This window comes from Streptomyces sp. NPDC048389 (genome assembly GCF_040706335.1).
GTDB lineage: Bacteria > Actinomycetota > Actinomycetes > Streptomycetales > Streptomycetaceae > Streptomyces.
This window is the reverse complement of the sequence record NZ_JBEZKP010000014.1, coordinates 49,443-65,820: the sequence shown is the minus strand read 5'-3', so window position 1 is coordinate 65,820 and position 16,378 is coordinate 49,443. Positions and strand designations below refer to the sequence as shown.

General features: G+C 71.3%; 19 protein-coding genes and 1 pseudogene. 13 read left to right on the top strand and 7 right to left on the bottom strand.

All coding sequences use genetic code 11. From position 1 onward, the window contains the following. Positions 1-3: 3 nt before the first annotated feature. Positions 4-510: a nuclear transport factor 2 family protein gene (locus AB0903_RS13330; RefSeq protein ID WP_366702122.1), complete on the bottom strand. Its 507-nt coding sequence runs from the start codon at positions 508-510 to the stop codon at positions 4-6. A gap of 73 nt (positions 511-583) precedes the next feature. Here AB0903_RS13330 and AB0903_RS13325 point away from each other — a divergent pair, with 73 nt between their 5' ends. Next, positions 584-1,153, top strand: a complete 570-nt coding sequence (locus tag AB0903_RS13325; RefSeq protein WP_366702120.1) for a PadR family transcriptional regulator — start codon at positions 584-586, stop codon at positions 1,151-1,153. Next, complete coding sequence (locus AB0903_RS13320) at positions 1,140-1,961, top strand: SGNH/GDSL hydrolase family protein (protein WP_366702118.1); 822 nt, start codon at positions 1,140-1,142, stop codon at positions 1,959-1,961. The genes AB0903_RS13325 and AB0903_RS13320 overlap by 14 nt, the downstream gene beginning before the upstream one ends. Before the next feature lie 171 nt (positions 1,962-2,132). On the opposite strand, the pseudogene AB0903_RS13315 reads toward AB0903_RS13320, so the two are convergent. The 3 genes and pseudogenes from AB0903_RS13315 to AB0903_RS13305 form a co-directional block, all read right to left on the bottom strand. Continuing rightward, positions 2,133-2,299: pseudogene (locus AB0903_RS13315) on the bottom strand (phosphoribosyltransferase); the annotation flags it as partial. Between the two features lie 145 nt (positions 2,300-2,444). Then, positions 2,445-2,783, bottom strand: a complete 339-nt coding sequence (locus AB0903_RS13310) for a DUF3140 domain-containing protein (protein ID WP_366702116.1) — start codon at positions 2,781-2,783, stop codon at positions 2,445-2,447. Positions 2,784-2,902: 119 nt separating this feature from the next. After that, positions 2,903-3,568, bottom strand: coding sequence for a type III effector protein (locus AB0903_RS13305; protein WP_366702114.1), 666 nt, complete (start codon positions 3,566-3,568; stop codon positions 2,903-2,905). A gap of 155 nt (positions 3,569-3,723) precedes the next feature. Here AB0903_RS13305 and AB0903_RS13300 point away from each other — a divergent pair, with 155 nt between their 5' ends. The 3 genes from AB0903_RS13300 (at position 3,724) to AB0903_RS13290 (ending at position 5,252) form a co-directional block, all read left to right on the top strand. Then, the gene (locus tag AB0903_RS13300) at positions 3,724-4,158 is read left to right on the top strand and encodes an Hsp20/alpha crystallin family protein (protein WP_366702112.1); all 435 of its coding nucleotides are present in this window, start codon (positions 3,724-3,726) and stop codon (positions 4,156-4,158) included. Between the two features lie 91 nt (positions 4,159-4,249). After that, positions 4,250-4,645 (top strand): DUF2267 domain-containing protein, encoded by a 396-nt coding sequence (locus tag AB0903_RS13295; RefSeq protein WP_366702110.1) that lies wholly within the window; start codon positions 4,250-4,252, stop codon positions 4,643-4,645. A 211-nt stretch (positions 4,646-4,856) separates the two neighbouring features. Then, positions 4,857-5,252 carry a DUF2267 domain-containing protein gene (locus AB0903_RS13290; protein WP_366702229.1) on the top strand — a complete coding sequence of 132 codons (396 nt, stop codon included), beginning with the start codon at positions 4,857-4,859 and terminating at the stop codon, positions 5,250-5,252. Positions 5,253-5,617: 365 nt separating this feature from the next. Here AB0903_RS13290 and AB0903_RS13285 read toward each other — a convergent pair whose 3' ends face one another. Further along, on the bottom strand, positions 5,618-6,376 hold the full coding sequence (locus tag AB0903_RS13285; RefSeq protein ID WP_366702108.1) for a hypothetical protein: 759 nt from the start codon (positions 6,374-6,376) through the stop codon (positions 5,618-5,620). Between the two features lie 667 nt (positions 6,377-7,043). Here AB0903_RS13285 and AB0903_RS13280 point away from each other — a divergent pair. Together AB0903_RS13280 and AB0903_RS13275 are read left to right on the top strand one after the other, a co-directional pair. Next, positions 7,044-8,288: a cation:proton antiporter gene (locus AB0903_RS13280; RefSeq protein ID WP_366702106.1), complete on the top strand. Its 1,245-nt coding sequence runs from the start codon at positions 7,044-7,046 to the stop codon at positions 8,286-8,288. A gap of 422 nt (positions 8,289-8,710) precedes the next feature. Next, complete coding sequence (locus AB0903_RS13275; protein WP_366702104.1) at positions 8,711-8,899, top strand: hypothetical protein; 189 nt, start codon at positions 8,711-8,713, stop codon at positions 8,897-8,899. 246 nt (positions 8,900-9,145) lie between these two features. On the opposite strand, the gene AB0903_RS13270 is transcribed toward AB0903_RS13275, so the two are convergent. Then, on the bottom strand, positions 9,146-9,439 hold the full coding sequence (locus AB0903_RS13270; RefSeq protein WP_366702102.1) for a hypothetical protein: 294 nt from the start codon (positions 9,437-9,439) through the stop codon (positions 9,146-9,148). A gap of 509 nt (positions 9,440-9,948) precedes the next feature. On the opposite strand from AB0903_RS13270, the gene AB0903_RS13265 reads away from it, so the two are divergent. The 5 genes from AB0903_RS13265 (at position 9,949) to AB0903_RS13245 (ending at position 14,032) form a co-directional block, all read left to right on the top strand. Next, positions 9,949-10,956, top strand: coding sequence for an NADP-dependent oxidoreductase (locus AB0903_RS13265; RefSeq protein WP_366702100.1), 1,008 nt, complete (start codon positions 9,949-9,951; stop codon positions 10,954-10,956). Beyond that, on the top strand, positions 10,953-11,747 hold the full coding sequence (locus tag AB0903_RS13260) for an SDR family NAD(P)-dependent oxidoreductase (protein ID WP_366702098.1): 795 nt from the start codon (positions 10,953-10,955) through the stop codon (positions 11,745-11,747). The genes AB0903_RS13265 and AB0903_RS13260 overlap by 4 nt, the downstream gene beginning before the upstream one ends. Positions 11,748-12,214: 467 nt before the next feature. After that, positions 12,215-13,174 carry a YihY/virulence factor BrkB family protein gene (locus AB0903_RS13255; RefSeq protein ID WP_366702096.1) on the top strand — a complete coding sequence of 320 codons (960 nt, stop codon included), beginning with the start codon at positions 12,215-12,217 and terminating at the stop codon, positions 13,172-13,174. Positions 13,175-13,235: 61 nt separating this feature from the next. Then, positions 13,236-13,652 (top strand): phage holin family protein, encoded by a 417-nt coding sequence (locus AB0903_RS13250; RefSeq protein ID WP_366702094.1) that lies wholly within the window; start codon positions 13,236-13,238, stop codon positions 13,650-13,652. Beyond that, the gene (locus tag AB0903_RS13245) at positions 13,649-14,032 is read left to right on the top strand and encodes a DUF3618 domain-containing protein (protein ID WP_366702092.1); all 384 of its coding nucleotides are present in this window, start codon (positions 13,649-13,651) and stop codon (positions 14,030-14,032) included. Before AB0903_RS13250 ends, AB0903_RS13245 begins: the two co-directional genes overlap by 4 nt. A gap of 300 nt (positions 14,033-14,332) precedes the next feature. On the opposite strand, the gene AB0903_RS13240 is transcribed toward AB0903_RS13245, so the two are convergent. Further along, entirely contained in the window at positions 14,333-15,193 is an 861-nt protein-coding gene (locus AB0903_RS13240; protein ID WP_366702090.1) for a UbiA family prenyltransferase, read from the bottom strand. A 46-nt stretch (positions 15,194-15,239) separates the two neighbouring features. Between AB0903_RS13240 and AB0903_RS13235 the strand changes: the two genes are divergently transcribed. Continuing rightward, entirely contained in the window at positions 15,240-16,373 is a 1,134-nt protein-coding gene (locus AB0903_RS13235) for a 3-oxoacyl-[acyl-carrier-protein] synthase III C-terminal domain-containing protein (protein WP_366702088.1), read from the top strand. The last annotated feature ends 5 nt before the right edge of the window (positions 16,374-16,378 follow it).

Sequence of the window (16,378 nt, the reverse complement as noted above, 5' to 3'; positions counted from 1 at the left end):
GTGTCAGCGCTCCGGCGCGTCGGCCGCCGAACGCGGTCCGGGTTCCGGCGCGGGCCGGTCGGGGACCAGGCCGTCGGCGACCAGGCCGGCGAGGACCGCCTCGCCCAGGGCGTGCACGGCGGACTGGGGACGGACCATCACCGTGAACTCCTTGATCAGGCCGTCGTCGTCGAACTGCAGCAGGTCCATGCCGTGGATCTGCCGACCGTTCACGGTGGCGCGGAAGAGCAGGACGTCCGACGGCGATTCGGTGCCGTCGGCGCTCGTCTCGGCTGTGCCGGCGCAGTGCCCGACGTAACGGAAGTCCTCGAAGGTGCGCAGCAGGACCCCGAAGAGGCCCAGCACTGCCGGCTTGCCCTCGAAGGGCGTGAACTTCACGGGACTGAAGAGCCGGACGTCGTCGGTGAACAGGTCGTCCAGTGCGGCCTGGTCGCGGTCTTCGACGGCGGCACGGAAACGGTCGGCCGAGGTCACGGCATCTCCTTCGTAGTACTTGATCTTCATACTCATAAATGAGACTAGTAAGATTCATGAGTATCATCCTCGCTGGGTTCATGGACAGAGGCAGGGAGAAGGCGATCCGATGGCACTGCGCCACGCTGTTCTGGCGGCGCTGCTCGACGAGGAGTTGAGCGGGTACCAGCTGGCCAAGTCGTTCGACCTGGGCGTGGCCAATTTCTGGCACGCCCAGCCGCAGCAGCTCTACGCAGAACTGGCCCGGCTCGAGAAGTCCGGGCTGGTCGCGGGCCGCGAAGTGGTGCAGGTCAACCGGCCCAACAAGCGCCTGTTCAAGGTCACCGACGCCGGCATGGCGGAGTTGGAGCAGTTCACGGCCACTGCCGCCAAGCCGTCGTACATCCGCGACGACCTGCTGGTGAAAGTCCAGGCGGCCGACCATGTCGACATCGGACCCCTGATCGCGCAGCTCACCGAACGCGCCGCCTTCGCCCAGGCCAAGATCGACCTGTTCGAGCGTCTGCTGCACACCATGCGGGGTGAACGCTCCGAGAGTGATTTCCTGCGCCACGGCAGGCCCGTCGGCCCCTATCTGACGTGTCTGCGCGGTCTCGCCTTCGAGCAGGGCAACCATGACTGGTGTGAACGCGCGGCCGGGGTCCTGCGGGAGAGGCGGGCCGCCCATGACCGGCACTGATCCGCGATTCCTGCGGTACGTGGCCCTCGGCGACAGCCAGACGGAGGGCATGGGGGACGGCGACGACACGACCGGCCTGCGGGGCTGGGCCGACCGGCTCGCCGAGCACCTCGCACCGCACAACCCCGGCCTGCGCTACGCCAACCTGGCCGTCCGCGGACGCCTGGTCGGGCAGGTCCGCGCCGAACAGCTCGGTCCCGCGCTCGCCCTGAACCCGGATCTGGCCACCGTGGTCGCCGGGGTCAACGACCTGCTGCGCCCGAGGTTCGACGCCGGTGAGGTCGCCGGCCACCTGGAAGCCATGTTCGCCGCGCTCGCCGCCCAGGGCGCCCAAGTCGCCACCCTGACCTTCCCCGACCTGGCGCGGATCACCCCGCTCGCGAGGCCGCTCGCCTCCCGCGTCACCGCTCTCAACGACCGCATACGACAGGCCGCCCGGCGGCACGGGGTGGCCGTCGCCGAGACCGGCCACCACCGCGTCGTCACCGACCCCCGCCTGTGGAGCCCCGACCGGCTGCACGCCGGCCCCCTCGGCCACCAGCGGATCGCCGCCGCGGTCGCGCACGCCCTCGAGGTGCCGGGCAGCGACCTCTCCTGGACCCGTCCCCTGCCCCCGGCGGGGACCGCCGTCCCCACCGGACGGCACGCCGTCACCGCCGAACTGCGGTGGGCCGCCACGTTTCTCGGACCGTGGCTGCGCAGACGCATGCGCGGCCGGTCGTCCGGTGACGGCCGCACCGCCAAGAGACCGCACCTTCTTCCCGTATCGCCGACCGGCCCCGCCCGCGGGGCCTCCGCGTCCACCTGACACGTGTGACTACCGGTTGCCGCCCTCGGGGGAGCACGGGGGCCGGCGCAGGGCTGAGGTCGCCTCGTTGTCACAGACCTGGGCGAACTCCTCGTACCACCCGCCGACGGGCCAGAAGGGATCATCCTCCGACACGCCCGGCAGACGAAGCGCCCGGCGGTCGTGCAGCGGAGGTTCGTGCAGCGGGGGATCGTCGCCCGCGACGGCGCCGAGCCCCGTTTCCGGACTGGCGGCGCGCCGATCGTGCGGACCACCGCGACGTCCAGCGGGGCGCCGCGAGCACGGGCGACCTCGGCCGCGACCGGCACACCGCCGTGCGGCAGGGCCGGGACGAGGACATCGGTCGGATCCCGGTGCGCGGCCCGGACGACGCGTGGTGCCGCCGGCTCCGGCCCCGCAAGCCGGTGATTGAGGAGCGCATCGGCTCCGCCTCTCTTCAGCGGTCGATGACGCGGAAGACGCGGGGCTCGGGACCGGGCGGTCTCACGCCGGTTTCAGCGGGTCGTGGCCGATGTCCATCAGGCTGTGCCGCCAATCCGTGCCGCCGGCCGTCGGATCGAGCGAGGGGTCCCGTTGCGAACGGACGATCTCGCAGACTCGTGCCATCACCTCCACATCAGTCTGCGTGAGGTCGGTGCGACGCTTGCCGAGGACATCGAGGACGCGCCGGCCGGTGGGCTTTCCGGCTCGGTCGGGAACCTCCTCGGTCTCCTCGCCGGCCGCTTCCACGCTCAGCCATTCCCGCAACTCCCGTGACGTCATGTTGACCACGGCGTGGAACTCGTTCCACAGCTCGTCGCTGATCTGTGCGGACACTGCCATGACTGCCTCCACGCATGTCGACATCCGACCGGGTCTCCGGGCCCGGGTGGCGCAAACGTCCGCCGGGACGCCCACCGCCGCCCCCTGGCGGGAGCACCGGTGCGCGCGGCTGGGCGGCGTCACGTGGTGGGACGCTGCCGCTCGCCGCTGCGCCGGCGCAGGTGATCGGTGTGCCTGGTGACGGAATGGACGCGGGCGGCGAGATCCGGGTGGAGGTTCTCGAGGTGGGAGTGCGTGTCGATCAGCGGGCGGAGGAGGGCGGCCGGGTCGTTGTCGCCGAGCGCTTCCGCCAGGGGCGCACGGGAGGCGGGGGGCAGGTCCGCGAGCGTGGTGATCTGGCCGGCGAGCTGGCGCAGGTCCGACGCGTTGCTCCGGGCCCACGCGGTGACCGTGCGGTCGGCCGCGCGGCGGTCCCTGGTGGCCTGCACGCGTTGTTCACCGGTGGTTCCCGCGTCACCGGGGCGCAGACGCAGATAGCGGCGCTCCGCGGCCTGGCGGCTGGCGACGCCGAGGGGCTGCGCGAGCTCGGCCCAGCTCGCGCCCGCCTCGCGCGCCCTCTCGATGAGGCCCGGCTCCCATCCGGCGAGTTGGTCGCGCACCTGCCGCAACAGGAGGAGGGCTGCCAGCGCCTGCCGGGATCCGGCCTGCTCCGGTGGGGATCCCTGTTCGGGATGCGGGGCCTGGGCGGCGCGCACGGCCTCGTCGATGGCCGTCAGCGCAGCTGCTGCGGCGAGGAACGAGGCCGGGGTCGGCCCGGGCTCGCGGGGCTGCTCGGCTGCGTTCACAGGAGTCCCTTCACTGTGTCGTCCTACTGATGACACTTCTCGCTGTCATCGCACTGATGACGATTCGCTTGTCATCGGTTCGATGACATGTTACAACGGAGTCAGGTGCAGCGCATTGGCAGTTTCTGCCTGAACCGACTGGAGGTGTTTTCGCGATGTTGATGCGCACCGACCCCTTCCGCGAGATCGACCGCCTCACCCAGCAGCTCCTGGGGACCAGTGGCACGTGGTCGAGGCCCTCGGCGATGCCGATGGACGCCTACCGGGAGGGCGACGAGTATGTGATCGCCCTCGACGTTCCCGGTGTCACGAGCGAGGCGATCGACATCGACGTCGAACGCAACATGCTGACCGTCAAGGCCGAGCGCCGGCCCGTCGCCAAGGCCGACGATGGACAGATGGAACTGTCCGAACGGCCGCTGGGTGTGTTCTCCCGCCAGGTCGTGCTGGCCGACACCCTGGATACGGAGCACATCACGGCCGACTACGAGGCGGGCGTCCTGACGCTCCGGATCCCGATCGCCGAGCGAGCCAAGCCGCGCAAGATCACCATCGGCGGAGAGTCCGGCCGCAAGGAGATCAGCGGCTGACCCGCACCGGCCCGCGCCGCGGCGGAGGACGGGAACCGGTTCCCCTTCCCGTCCCGCCCTCCGCTTCCGGCCGGGAGAGGAAGGGGCTTCGATGACGATGCGATGGGACGCGTTCCTCAAAGAGGTGCAGGAACGCGGCGAGTACGGCACACCTCAGGAGGCGGAGCGGGCGGCACGCACCGTGCTCGCCCTGCTGGGCGCGCATCTGGTGGGCGACGTGCGGGCCCGGCTGGCCTCCCGGCTCCCGGAAACCTTCGCGCTGATCCTGCTCAACCCGCTGCAGGCCGCTGAACCGCTCTCACCGGAACGGTTCGTCCGTGCCACCGCGGCATGGATCGAAGGTGCCACCGAAAGGACCGCGACGTGGGACGTCAGCGCCGTGCTGAGTGTGACCGCCGACGCCGCGGGCGACGAACTGACCCGCCGCGTGCTGCTCCAACTGCCCCCGGGGTACGACCTTCTCTTCGGCCGCCCCACGCGCACATGACCGACACGCGGTGTGCAGGCGAGGACCGACTGCCGGCCGGGGGACACGCACCCGGCCGGCAGCGGCCCGCACCCGTGACGCGTAGGACCGATGCGTCAAGACCGACGCGCAAGACCGACGAATGAGTTCCGTGACGGACAAGTCCCGTGACGAGAAAGGCAGACACCCGATCATGCTCACCCAGCAGGCACCGAGCCCGACCGTATCGGGTATGACGTTCGACCAGATGCTGGAGCGAGTCCGCTACGAAGGCGCCTATCCCACGCGTGAGCGGGCGGAGGACACCGTCCGCGCCGTGCTGGCCGCCCTCGGGCGCCAGATCACAGGCGACGAGCGCGTCGACCTCGCTGCCTGCCTCCCTCTCGAGGCCGCCCGCGCCTTCACCTCCGAGGTCCCCGCCACGCAGCCCCTCACCGGCTGGGGCTTCGTCAAGGACCTCGCCGCCCGCATCGGCGGCACCCCGGCCACAGCGCGCTGGGACACCGGAGCCGTCCTCAACGTCGTCACCCACCTCGCCGGCCCCCACCTCATCGACCGCATCCTCGCGCAACTGCCGGGCGGATACGGCCTGCTCTTCGGCCGCGCCGAACTCACCCGAGCCGCCTGACGGCCGCCGCGCGCCGGTTCCCGCCGCGTCGCCGGAGGATCGCGCCGACCTGCCGCCGCGCATTGGCTGAGCGACCACGCAGCCGAAGGTGCGGCGGCAGGTGCGCGGACCGGCACCCGGCCGCGACATGCGCAGGTCCGGAATCGGTCGCGACAGGTGCGCGGGTCGGCACCCGGCGGTGCGTTCGCAGTGGTCGTGGGAGGCGTCGCGTAGCGCGGTGGGAAGTCCGAGCCGACGTGGGCGGCGATGTGTTCGACGCAGTGTCGGGTCCCACGGGATGGTGAGGGCCGGCGGACGGCTGCGCCGCGGAGCGCCGACACAGCGCGGCGGGCGCCGGTGCGGAGTCGGCCCGCTCCAGCGGCGGATCAGCTACGGGGTGCCTGGTACAGCCCACGGCCGGCACGGTGTGCGCGGGACGTGGCGACGAGGCGGTCGAGCGTGCTGCGTACGGTGTTGACGCTGCCGGTGGAGTCGTCACGGCCCAGGGCCTGGGCAACGTCACGCGCACGCAGCGGTGTGTCGGCGTTGCGGGTCAGGACGGCGACCACCTGGTCGGTCAACCCGGAGGCGTCCGCCAGGGCGGGGCTCGCCGCGGCGTCCTGGCTCTTTGCCGGTGCCTTCTTGTCCCGCACCGGTGCCTGCTTCCCGGCCGGTGCCTTCTTGTCCCGCACCGGTGCCTGCTTCCCGTCCGGTGTCTGCTTTCCGGTCTTCTTGGCCTGCGTCCGCTTCCCGGCCGGGGCCGTCTTCGCCCGGCGCGTGCCCGCCGCCCTGGTGCGCGCCGCCGGCTCGGCCTTCTGCCCGGACCAGTCCTCGGGTGCGGGAGTTGCCACGGCTTCTTCGGCTTCCACCGAGGGCAGCGGCTCGGACACCGCCTCCTCCGCGACCGCCGACGAGGAGCCGGTCACGGTGGCATTGCCACTCTCCGCCTCGCGGGGTGCCGGAATCGGGGTGGCGGACAGCGCCTGCAGAGCGGTGAGGGCGCCGCGCACCGACTCGAGTCGCTCGGTGACGGAGGCGAGTTCCTTCTCGAGTGTCCGCTGGTACTCCTCCAACTGCGGCAACTCCGCCTGGAGCAGCGCGGTCGCCTCGGTGATGCTGCCTGCCGGGTTGGTCGTGGACGTCATGTCGGTCTCCCGAAATCGCGGGGGCACCCGCGGATGGATGAGGTTGCTGTGATGCAACGGTACTGCCCGTGCGTTGTCATCAGGGCGGAAGGCCGCGCGAGAACATCGCGGGTCCATCGTGGCAGCCGAGGAACACCCTGGGACGAACGGCCCTCTCCGGATGGTGCGGCGGGTGCGTAATCATCGAGTCCTGTGACGACTTGGGCCGCCCGGCCGCCCATCGCGCGCCAGACGGTTCCACCGTCGATGCGTTGTGTCCCGTACGCATGATCGAGGTCCCGACCCGACACAACGCCGAGCGGGGGCCGCGCCGGGCGGACCGACAGCTGACGCACACGCAAGGCACGACGTGAACCGGGAGGGCCGTGCGCCCCGTTGACGTCGAGCCGCCCGCCGCCCCCGTCGGCCGGCGCAGGTTCCCTCTGCGCACGTTTCCGGCAGGCTGCCTGTCCGGGACGACCGCACCCCACAATGGACAGGACGCTGTCGGCGCCGTAGGTTCGTCCGCGCCGTCTGCCGAGTCCCGGCAACAAGGATGACCGGATGACGGCGGCATCCGGGGCTCCCGGAGTCCGTACGGCACCCATGTAGAGTCAGCGGCGGAGTGCCGGGAAGCCTGGTCGGCGAATTCGGGACAAGTGTCTTAGCTGATCGGGGGATTCTCGTCATGGTGCTCGTAGCCGTCTTCGGAGTCGCGCTGCTCATCGCCGTACTCCTGTCCGGGCTCGCCGCCCGCACGATCCTCTCCACCTCGTTTCTCTTCCTCGTCGGCGGGGCGATCGTCAGTGACGGATTCCTCGGTCTGATCCACATCACGCCCGACAGCGGCATCGTCTCCGTCACGGCGGACCTCGCCCTGTTCGCGGTGCTCTTCACCGACGGGATGCACGTCTCGTTCCCGAAACTGCGCGCCAACTGGAAGAGCCCGGCGCGTGCGTTGGGGCTGGGCATGCCGCTCGCCCTGGTCGGCGTCGCGCTGATCACGCACTTCCTCGTGGGTCTGGACTGGACGACATCGTTCCTCGTCGGCGCCGTGCTGGCCCCCACCGACCCGGTGTTCGCTTCGGCGATCGTCGGTCGCAAGGAAGTGCCCTCCAGGCTACGCCAGTTGTTGAACGTGGAGAGCGGCATCAATGACGGCCTCGCACTGCCCATCGTCCTGATCCTCATTGCCGCCGCCGGCCCCACCGCCGGGCACGCCGAGTCGTCACTCGGCATGATCGGCCTCGAGCTCGGTCTCGGCCTCGCCTTCGGCATCGTGCTGCCGCTGCTCGTCATCGGACTGCTGCGGTTCAGGCTGCTCGGTGCGGAGCCCAAGCTCCAGCCGCTGCTGCCGTTGGCCATCGGCATCATCCTGTACGGGCTGTGCCACCTCACGCACGCGAACCCCTACCTCGCCGCGTTCTCGGCGGGTGCCGTCCTCACCGCAGTGGCGCCCGCCGAGGCGAAGACCGCGTTCGAACCGCTCGGGGAGCAGCTCGCGGAACTCGCCAAGTTCGCGGCCCTCCTGGTCTTCGGCGCACTGCTGACCCCGCAGCTCTTCGGCGACCTCTCCTTCGGCGGCTACGTCGTGGTGTTCCTGGCGATCGTGCTGATCCGGCCCGCGTCCATGCTGGTCTCCCTGCTCGGGACAGGGTTCGACCGCAGGGAGAGGCTCGTCGCCGCCTGGTTCGGGCCCAAGGGCTTCGCCTCGGTCGTCTACGGACTCCTCGTACTGCAGGCCGGCATCCCGCAGGGCCAGGAGGCGTACACGCTGATCGCCGTCTGCATCGCCGCCTCGATCATCGCCCACAGCAGTACCGACGTCCCGATCGCCCGCCTCTTCCACGTCGAGGACGTCGCGGGAATCCCCGCCGACAAGGACGAACCCGCGAAACGATCCGGCCACGAGGTCGAGCACAACCGGTCCTGACACCCACCGGCCCCGGCCCGGGGGCGTCCGGCCCGGGCAAAGGCCCGCCTCCGGCCGTCTGGAGCCGGGCATACGGGAGTCGGACGCGACGGCCGGCAGCGCGGACGTGGTCCGGTGCGTCGCCCCCCTGGGCGGTGCTGCCGCCGGTCTGCGCCCCGGTGTTGATGTCCGCAAGGGCCGGTGGCGCTTCTCGCGGCAGGACGTGCAGAGGTTTCCCACCGGGGAAGACGCAATCTCCGACCCCCTCGGCACGGCCCCGGTCGGCTCGGCCGCAGTGGTGGTGCCGACCGTACGCGACGGGCCGACGGGTGGTACGGCGGCCGCCGGTGCGCACGCCGAGCCGGGCGCCCCTCGCGTGTTCGGCACCTTGTCGGCCGGGTACCCGGCCGACGAACCGCCTGCGTACCTGAGGAATGAGAGAGATGACCGTACCCGAGGAGAACCGGCGCAAGACCAGCACGACCGACGATGTGATCACCCGCCCGGAGAAGATCGAGGACGAGAACAGGAACAAGAAGGAGACGGGCAGGGAAACCCCCGACGCCTCGGGCCGCACCATGCGCGAAGCGATGGAAGAGGCGGGGGTCAAGCCGGAGGACTACGAGTCGTAGCCGCTCCACCCGGCCCGCCTCCCGATCCGTCCGAACGAGACCGCCGCGGCTCGCACCGATGTCCCGGTCGTGCTGCGGCGATGATCCCCGGGGGCTGCGCCACAACGCACCGCCCTCGCGGGGGTGGGCGAGTGCACCGCCCCGGCCTCGATGCCGCACGTCGTGCCCCCTTTCCGCGTTGTGGCGCAGCAGCCCGTTCCGTCGAAGAGGTACGACCGCCGCTGTGCCGGGTCGGGTCTCGCCGGATCAGCCGACGTACCGGCGGGCAGTGGAGTGCCGCTGCACCTTCTCGAAAAGCGTCAGCCGCTGCTCGATGGCCGGTGGTACGACGCGCCTTTCACGGATCACCCGGGGGGCCCGTGAGTGCTGCGCCGACGGCGCGCAACGACGTGCGGTCGCGGGGACCGTACGGGCGAGGAACAGGGTGCGGCGGAGCGCGGAGGGCGCCGGGCGGCGCAGCCGGCAGAACCACAGGGTGTTGCGCAGGCCGTCGATGCGCCGTGTCGTGGCGTCGCGGGACCGGTCATCGGGACCGGTCATACGGTGCACCTCCAGAACGGTCAAGGGCTTCCCCAGGTCGTCGCCGACCGCCCCGTCCACCGGCTGCGGCCGGACTTCCGGCCGCCTGGTGCAAGTGCCCAGCCGCCGGCCTGCGACACGTCGGCCCCGAAGGCGGCCATCGGTGTGTACGTGGGGACATGTCTGCCCGGCGCCCGGCCCGCAGACGACTCCTTGCTCCCCGGTCGACCCGCGCGGACGGCGGAGCCCTCAATGGGCCATGACCAGGTCATCGCCGACGATGCCGGTCCTTCGACAGGCGTGAATGCGTTCCAACCGCGCCGCTCGCTCCGGCTCCGACTCCTTTTCCGGCTCCCGTGGCCGGGTGGGGCGGGCCGCCCGACCTGCTCCGGCCGGGAGGCTTCGGCCGGTTCCCGGCGGTGCTCCGGCCCGGGGCGGTCGTCGTCGGCGGGCATGTGACGCACCTCACAGTCGCGGACGTACCTACTGGTCGGTATGGTCAAGGGGTTCATGGACGAACAGGAGGCTTCATGTCTGCGACCAACCGCCAGGTCCGCCTGGCAGCCCGCCCCGTGGGTGACGTGAAACCAGAGGACTGGGAACACGTCTCCGCACCCGTGGAGGCACCCGGCCCCGGCGAGTTCGCGGGCAGGACGCGTGTCATCTCGCTGGACCCCGCGATGCGGGGCTGGCTCGACGACCGCCCGTCCTACCTCCCGCCCGTCGGACTCGGTGAGGTGATGCGTGCGGGCTCGGTCATCGAGGTGACCGCCTCCAACCACCCCGGCTACCAGCCCGGTGATCACGTCGTGGGCACCTTCGGTGTCCAGGAGTACGTCGTGTCCGACGGCAAGGGCGCACTGAAGATCGACACCTCGCTCGCGCCGCCCTCCACCTACCTCGGCGCCCTCGGTATGCCCGGCATGACCGCGTACTTCGGACTGCTGGACGTCGGCGCCCTCAAGGAAGGCGAGACCGTCGTCGTCTCCGGCGCGGCGGGTGCCGTCGGGACCATGGTCGGCCAGATCGCCAAGGTGAAGGGCTGCCGCGTCATCGGTATCGCCGGAGGGCCCGAGAAGTGCGCGCTGCTCACCGGCGAGCTGGGCTTCGACACGGCGATCGACTACCGGGCCGGCGACGTGAAGCGTGCGCTGCGCGAGCACACCCCGGACGGCATCGACGTCTACTTCGACAACGTCGGAGGGGACATTCTCGACGCGGCCCTCACCCGGCTGGCCATGAACGCCCGCGTGGTGATCTGCGGCGCGATCAGCCAGTACAACAACGCGACACCGGTCAGCGGCCCGTCGAACTATCTGTCCCTGCTGGTGCGCCGGGCCCGCATGGAGGGCTTCGTGGTCTTCGACTACGCCAGGCGCTACGCCCGGGCCGGGCAGGAGATAGCCGGCTGGATCGGCGAGGGCCGGCTCAAGGTCAAGGAACATGTGGTGAAGGGCTCGGTGGACGCTTTCCCCGAGACGCTGCAGATGCTCTTCCGGGGCGAGAACGTCGGCAAGCTCGTGCTGGAGCTGGCATGACCGCCGAGGGCCGGAACGCCCCGGGTGGCCGGGGAGCGGCACCGCTGCACGGCAAGGTCGCGATCGTCACGGGCGGTGCGAGCGGACTGGGCCGGGCCACGGCGCTGGCGCTGGCCGAGGCGGGCGCCGAGATCGTCGTCGCCGACCTCGACGTGGAGGGCGGCCGGGAGGTGGCCGACATCGTCGGCGGCAGCTTCCGGCCCTGCGACGTCTCCGACCTCGACGCGAACCGCGCTCTGGTGGACTTCGCCGTCGAGCGCTGCGGCGGTGTCGACATCGCCTTCCTGAACGCGGGAGTGTCGACGGGTTGCGGCGTCGGCGACGACTTCGACCTGGCACTCTACCGCCGGGCCATGGGCGCCAACCTCGACGGCGTCGTCTTCGGCGCCCACGCGGTCCTGCCGGCCATGCGGGCACGTGGCGGCGGGGCGATCGTGGCGACCGCGTCCCTGGCCGGACTGGCCTCCGTACCGCTCGACCCCCTGTACGGCGCCAACAAGCATGCCGTGGTCGGTCTGGCCCGTTCACTGGGACCGGCGCTGGCCCCCGAGGGCATCCGGTTCAATGCGATCTGCCCGGGCTACGCCGAGTCGCGCATCATCGACCCGCTGCGCGGCATGCTCTCCGAGCAGGGCATGCCGGTCATCCCCGCCGAGGTGGTCGCCGACACGGTGCTGCGCATCGTCACCGGCGACGACGCCGGGGAATGCTGGTTCGTCCAAGCGGGCCGCGAGCCGGAGCCGTTCCGCTTCCGAAACGTGCCGGGGCCGGGGCAGCGGGCGTACGCCTGAGGACCACCACTGCCGGACCGGCCGCCCCTCCCGCCGCCGCTCGCGGCAGGGAAGCGCCCACCGGCCATCCGGGCAGGACCGCGTGAACGCGCGCGATCCCGCCCGGGGGCCGGTGGGCGCCGTCCGTTCCGGAGATGCCGACGGTGCTTTCCGACGACGAACGGGCCGGGCTGCAGCGCCCGCGGCCCGGCCGCACTGCGGTCACGGGCGGTGTTCACCGGTGATCCGTCGGCACGGCCGCGGGCCGGGACGGGTGCCGGTGCTCCGTCGGAATGAAAGTCGGGCAAAGCCGGCGTAGGCGGGACCGGGCCGGTTACTCGGATCCTATGTCCAGTGAGTACAGCGGTGAACGCAGTGGTGGGAACAGCAGAGAGCGCGCAGGGGATGCGCGCAGAGCCGGCCGCGGCGGGCGGGACGCCGGTCAAGGCCGGCAGGGGGAACGCGAGGCGCCTGACACCCCGACGGCAATGGGCAAGGCGTCGTGGGCGGCGGTACTGAAACGCACGCTCGAACAGTTCAAGCGGGACGACCTGACGGACCGGGCGGCAGCCCTGACGTACTACGGCATCCTGTCGCTTTTCCCGGCCCTGCTGGTGCTGATCTCGCTGCTCGGGATCGTCGGCCGTTCAGCCACGCAGGCCGTCGTGGACAACATCCAAGAGCTCGCGCCGGGCGCGGTCCGGGACGTGCTCACCAACGCGGTGACCCAGCTGCAGGGGAGCGCCGGGGTCGGCTCCGTGTTCGCGATCATCGGCCTGCTGGGCGCCCTGTGGTCGGCGTCCGGCTATGTGGCGGCGTTCATCCGAGCGTCCAACACCGTCTACGACGTGCCCGAGGGCAGGCCCGTTTCGAAGGTGCTGCCGGTACGTGTCGGCCTGACCCTGGCGCTGTTGGTCCTGGCCAGCGTGAGCGCGTTGATCGTCGTCCTCACCGGCGGCCTTGCCCGTCAGATCGGCACCGCCCTGGGCGTCGGTGACACCGCCCTGACGGTGTGGTCGATCGCCAAGTGGCCCGTGCTGGTGGTGCTGGTCACGATCATGCTGGCGATCCTTTACTGGGCGGCACCGAACGCCAAGGGCCGCGGCTTCAAGTTCGTGTCCCTGGGCAGCCTGCTGGCGCTGCTGATCTGGCTGGCGGCTTCCGTCGGCTTCGCGGCCTACGTGGCCAACTTCGGTTCCTACAACAAGACCTACGGCACCCTGGCAGGCGTCATCATCTTCCTCGTCTGGCTGTGGATCACCAATCTCGCGATCCTGCTGGGCCTGGAGTTCGACGCGGAGCTGGCCAGGGAGCGGGCCGTCATCGGCGGGCACCCCCACATGGAGGAGCCGTACGTCGAACCCCGTGACACCCGCAAGTGGACCGACGAGGACCGCAGAGGCATGGGACGCACCGGCCCCGGTCCCGACGACCGCCGTGACGACTGACGGACGGGTGGGTACGCGCCCAGTGGCAGCAGGAGACTTCGGCACAGGAGGACAGGACGGCATGGACAGGTCACCGGGAACCACGGACCCTCACCGGGACGACTCGGTGGGGGAGCTGGTCAAGCAGGCGTCCGAGCAGATCTCCCAGCTGGTACGCCAGGAAATGCGCTTGGCCCAGGCGGAGATGAAGCAGAAGGGCAAGCGGTTCGGTCTGGGCGGTGGGCTGTTCGGCGGCGCCGGACTCGTCGCCGTCCTCGCGCTGCAGGCTCTCGTCGCGACCGTCGTCATCGCGCTCGACCTCGTCTGGCCGCTGTGGCTGTCCGCCCTCGTGGTCATGGTCGTGCTCTTCGCGGTGGCCGGGGTTCTTGCCGTCGCCGGTAAGAAGCAGATCGAACAGGGGGCTCCGCCCGCACCCCAGCAGGCCGTCGACAACGTCAAGGCCGACATCGCCCAGATCAAGGAGAGCGCACACCGATGACCGACAACGTCCCCAGCGGACAGGACCCCACCCCCGACGAACTGCGCGAGCAGGCCCGGGCCACCCGCGAAGAACTCGCGCACACGGTCGAAGCACTCGCCGCCAAGGCGGACGTCAAGGCACAGGCCCGGCAGAAGGCGGGGGAGGCCAAGGTGCAGGCCCGGCAGAAGGGGACGGAGGTCAAACACCAGGTCCACGACACGACGGCGCACGCGCTGCAGGCTGCACGCGTCAAGACGCCCGAACCGGTGCGCGAGAAGGCCACACACGCGGCGGCAGCGGCGAACGAGCACCGCGGCCTTGTCCTGGCCGCTCTGGCCGCCGTCACGGTCGTATGCGTCGTCACGGTGCTCCTCGGCAGGAAGCGGTCCGAGCGATAGACCGTCCATTGTGACGGCGACGCGCACTGTGTCGACGGTCTCTGTGACTGGACCGTGAAGGCGACGGTGAGTGCGACCTGGCCGGCGGCGGTGCAAGCGTCGGTGGCCCGGTCCTTCAGTGCCTTGGCCAGTTGATCCCGGAGCATCTTCGAGCGGCCGACGACGCCCCGGTCCGCGGCGGGTCCGCCCGGAGGCACCCAACGCCGTCGACCTGATGGTGTGCCCGGGGCCCTGGCCGCAGGGCCAGGGCCCCGGCCTCTGTTGCGCGCACCACCGCGGCGGTGCGGCGCCGCGTCCTGATCAGACGATGTCCGGTCCCCGCAGCAGCAGTTGTGCCACAGCCGCGCCCGCCACCGCGATCGCGGCCCGGAAGGGCCACCGGCTGCGGACCGGCCACGGCACGGCCGTGGCCGAAACGGCCACGATGCCGGCCGCCGTCGCGAGTGCCCAGCCCGTCGCCCCGATCGGCCCGGGCGGTCCCGCCATGACCACGCCCATGGCTGCCAGCATCACCGACGGAGTCAGCCACCGGCACGCCGCCCGCCCCAAGCGCTGCGGCAGGCCGCGCACGCCGGCCGCGAGATCGTCGTCGATGTCGGGAAGCACATTGACGGCATGTGCCCCCACACCGAGCAGCGCCCCTGCCGTCACCGCCCACCAGGCAGGCCAGGCCGGCGACGGCAGCCCGAGTGTGACGAAGGCCGGCAGCGAGCCGAAGGCGACCGCGTACGGCAGCGGCGAGAACACCGTGTGTTTGAGCCACAGGTTGTAGGCCCAGGCGATGGCCACCATCCCCAGGTGCGCCGCTCCCGCCGCGGCGCCGCTGAGCAGCGAGAGCGGTACGCACATCACCAGGGCCGCCCCGGCCGCGACGGCGACCGTCCGCGGCGACAGCTCCCCGCTCGCCACGGGCTTGTCGCGGCGCCCGCAGAGCGTGTCGCGGCGCGCGTCGGCCGCGTCGTTGCACCAGCCCACCGACAGCTGGCCGGCCAGCACGGCCGCGGCCACCGCGGCGGAGCCCGTGGCCCCCCTCCCGGCCGTCACGGCCAGCGCGGTCGCGAAGACCGTCACGGCCAGCGCCGGTCCGAGATGGCAGGAGCGCCACAGCGCGGGAACACGGTGTGTCGTTCGGGGAAGGGCGACAACGGGGTGTAGAGACACGAGGGCAAGGTAATCAGGTATTCGAAACAAGAAGGGCATTACCGGCATGCGTGTTCCTGTGATGGTCGACGATGCCCCTTCCCCTCGCGGTCTGCCGGACGGGACGGCCGCGAGCGCCGCGGCCACCACGATCCTCGCGGTCCGCACCGCCCTGCCGCCACACCGCTACACCCAGGACGATCTCACCGAGCCGATCGGCGACCTCTGCCTTGCGCCCGGTGCCGAGCGCGCTCTCCTGCGCCGCCTCCACGCGTCCGCCGGGGTGCGCACACGGCATCTCGCCCTGCCGATCGAGCGGTACGCGGGCCTCGGCGACTTCGGGCAGTCGAACGACGCATGGATGGCCGCCGGACTCGACCTCGCGGAGCAAGCCCTCACCGGCGCGCTCAAGGAGGCAGGGCTCGAACCGTACGACGTCGACCTGCTGGTGTGCACCTCCATCACCGGTATCGCCGCCCCGTCGCTCGACGCCCGACTGGCCGGACGCGTAGGGCTGCGGCCCGACGTCAAACGGGTCCCCGTGTTCGGCCTCGGGTGCGTGACGGGTGCCGCGGGGCTCGCCCGGCTGCACGACTACCTCCGCGGCCACCCGGACGACACCGCTGTGCTGCTCACCGTCGAACTGTGCTCACTGACGCTCCAGCAGCGTGACGACTCCCACGCCAACCTCGTCGCCGGCGCCCTGTTCGGAGACGGCGCGGCAGCCGTCGTCGCACGCGGCCGCCGCACCACCGGCCTCGACGGAGGACCGACCGTGGTCGCCACGCGCAGCCACCTGTATCCGGACACCGAACAGCTCCTGGGCTGGAACATCGGAGCCAGCGGATTCCGCATCGTGCTCGGCGCCGGTGTCCCCAACATCGTGCGCGGCCACTTCGGTACCCACCTGCGGGACTTCCTGGCCGACCACCGTCTCACGACCGACGACATCGGGGCCTGGGTGTGTCATCCCGGAGGTCCCAAGGTCCTGTCCGCCGTGACCGAGGTCCTCGGCCTGCCCGACAGCGCCCTGGACACCGCGTGGAACTCGCTCGCGACGGTGGGCAACATGTCGTCCGCTTCCGTGCTGCACATCCTCCAGAACACGTGCGAGACCCGTCGTCCCGAGCCCGGCACCTGGGGCCTGCTGCTCGCGATGGGCCCGGGATTCTGCTCCGAACTCGTCCTGCTGCGTTGGTGAGTGGT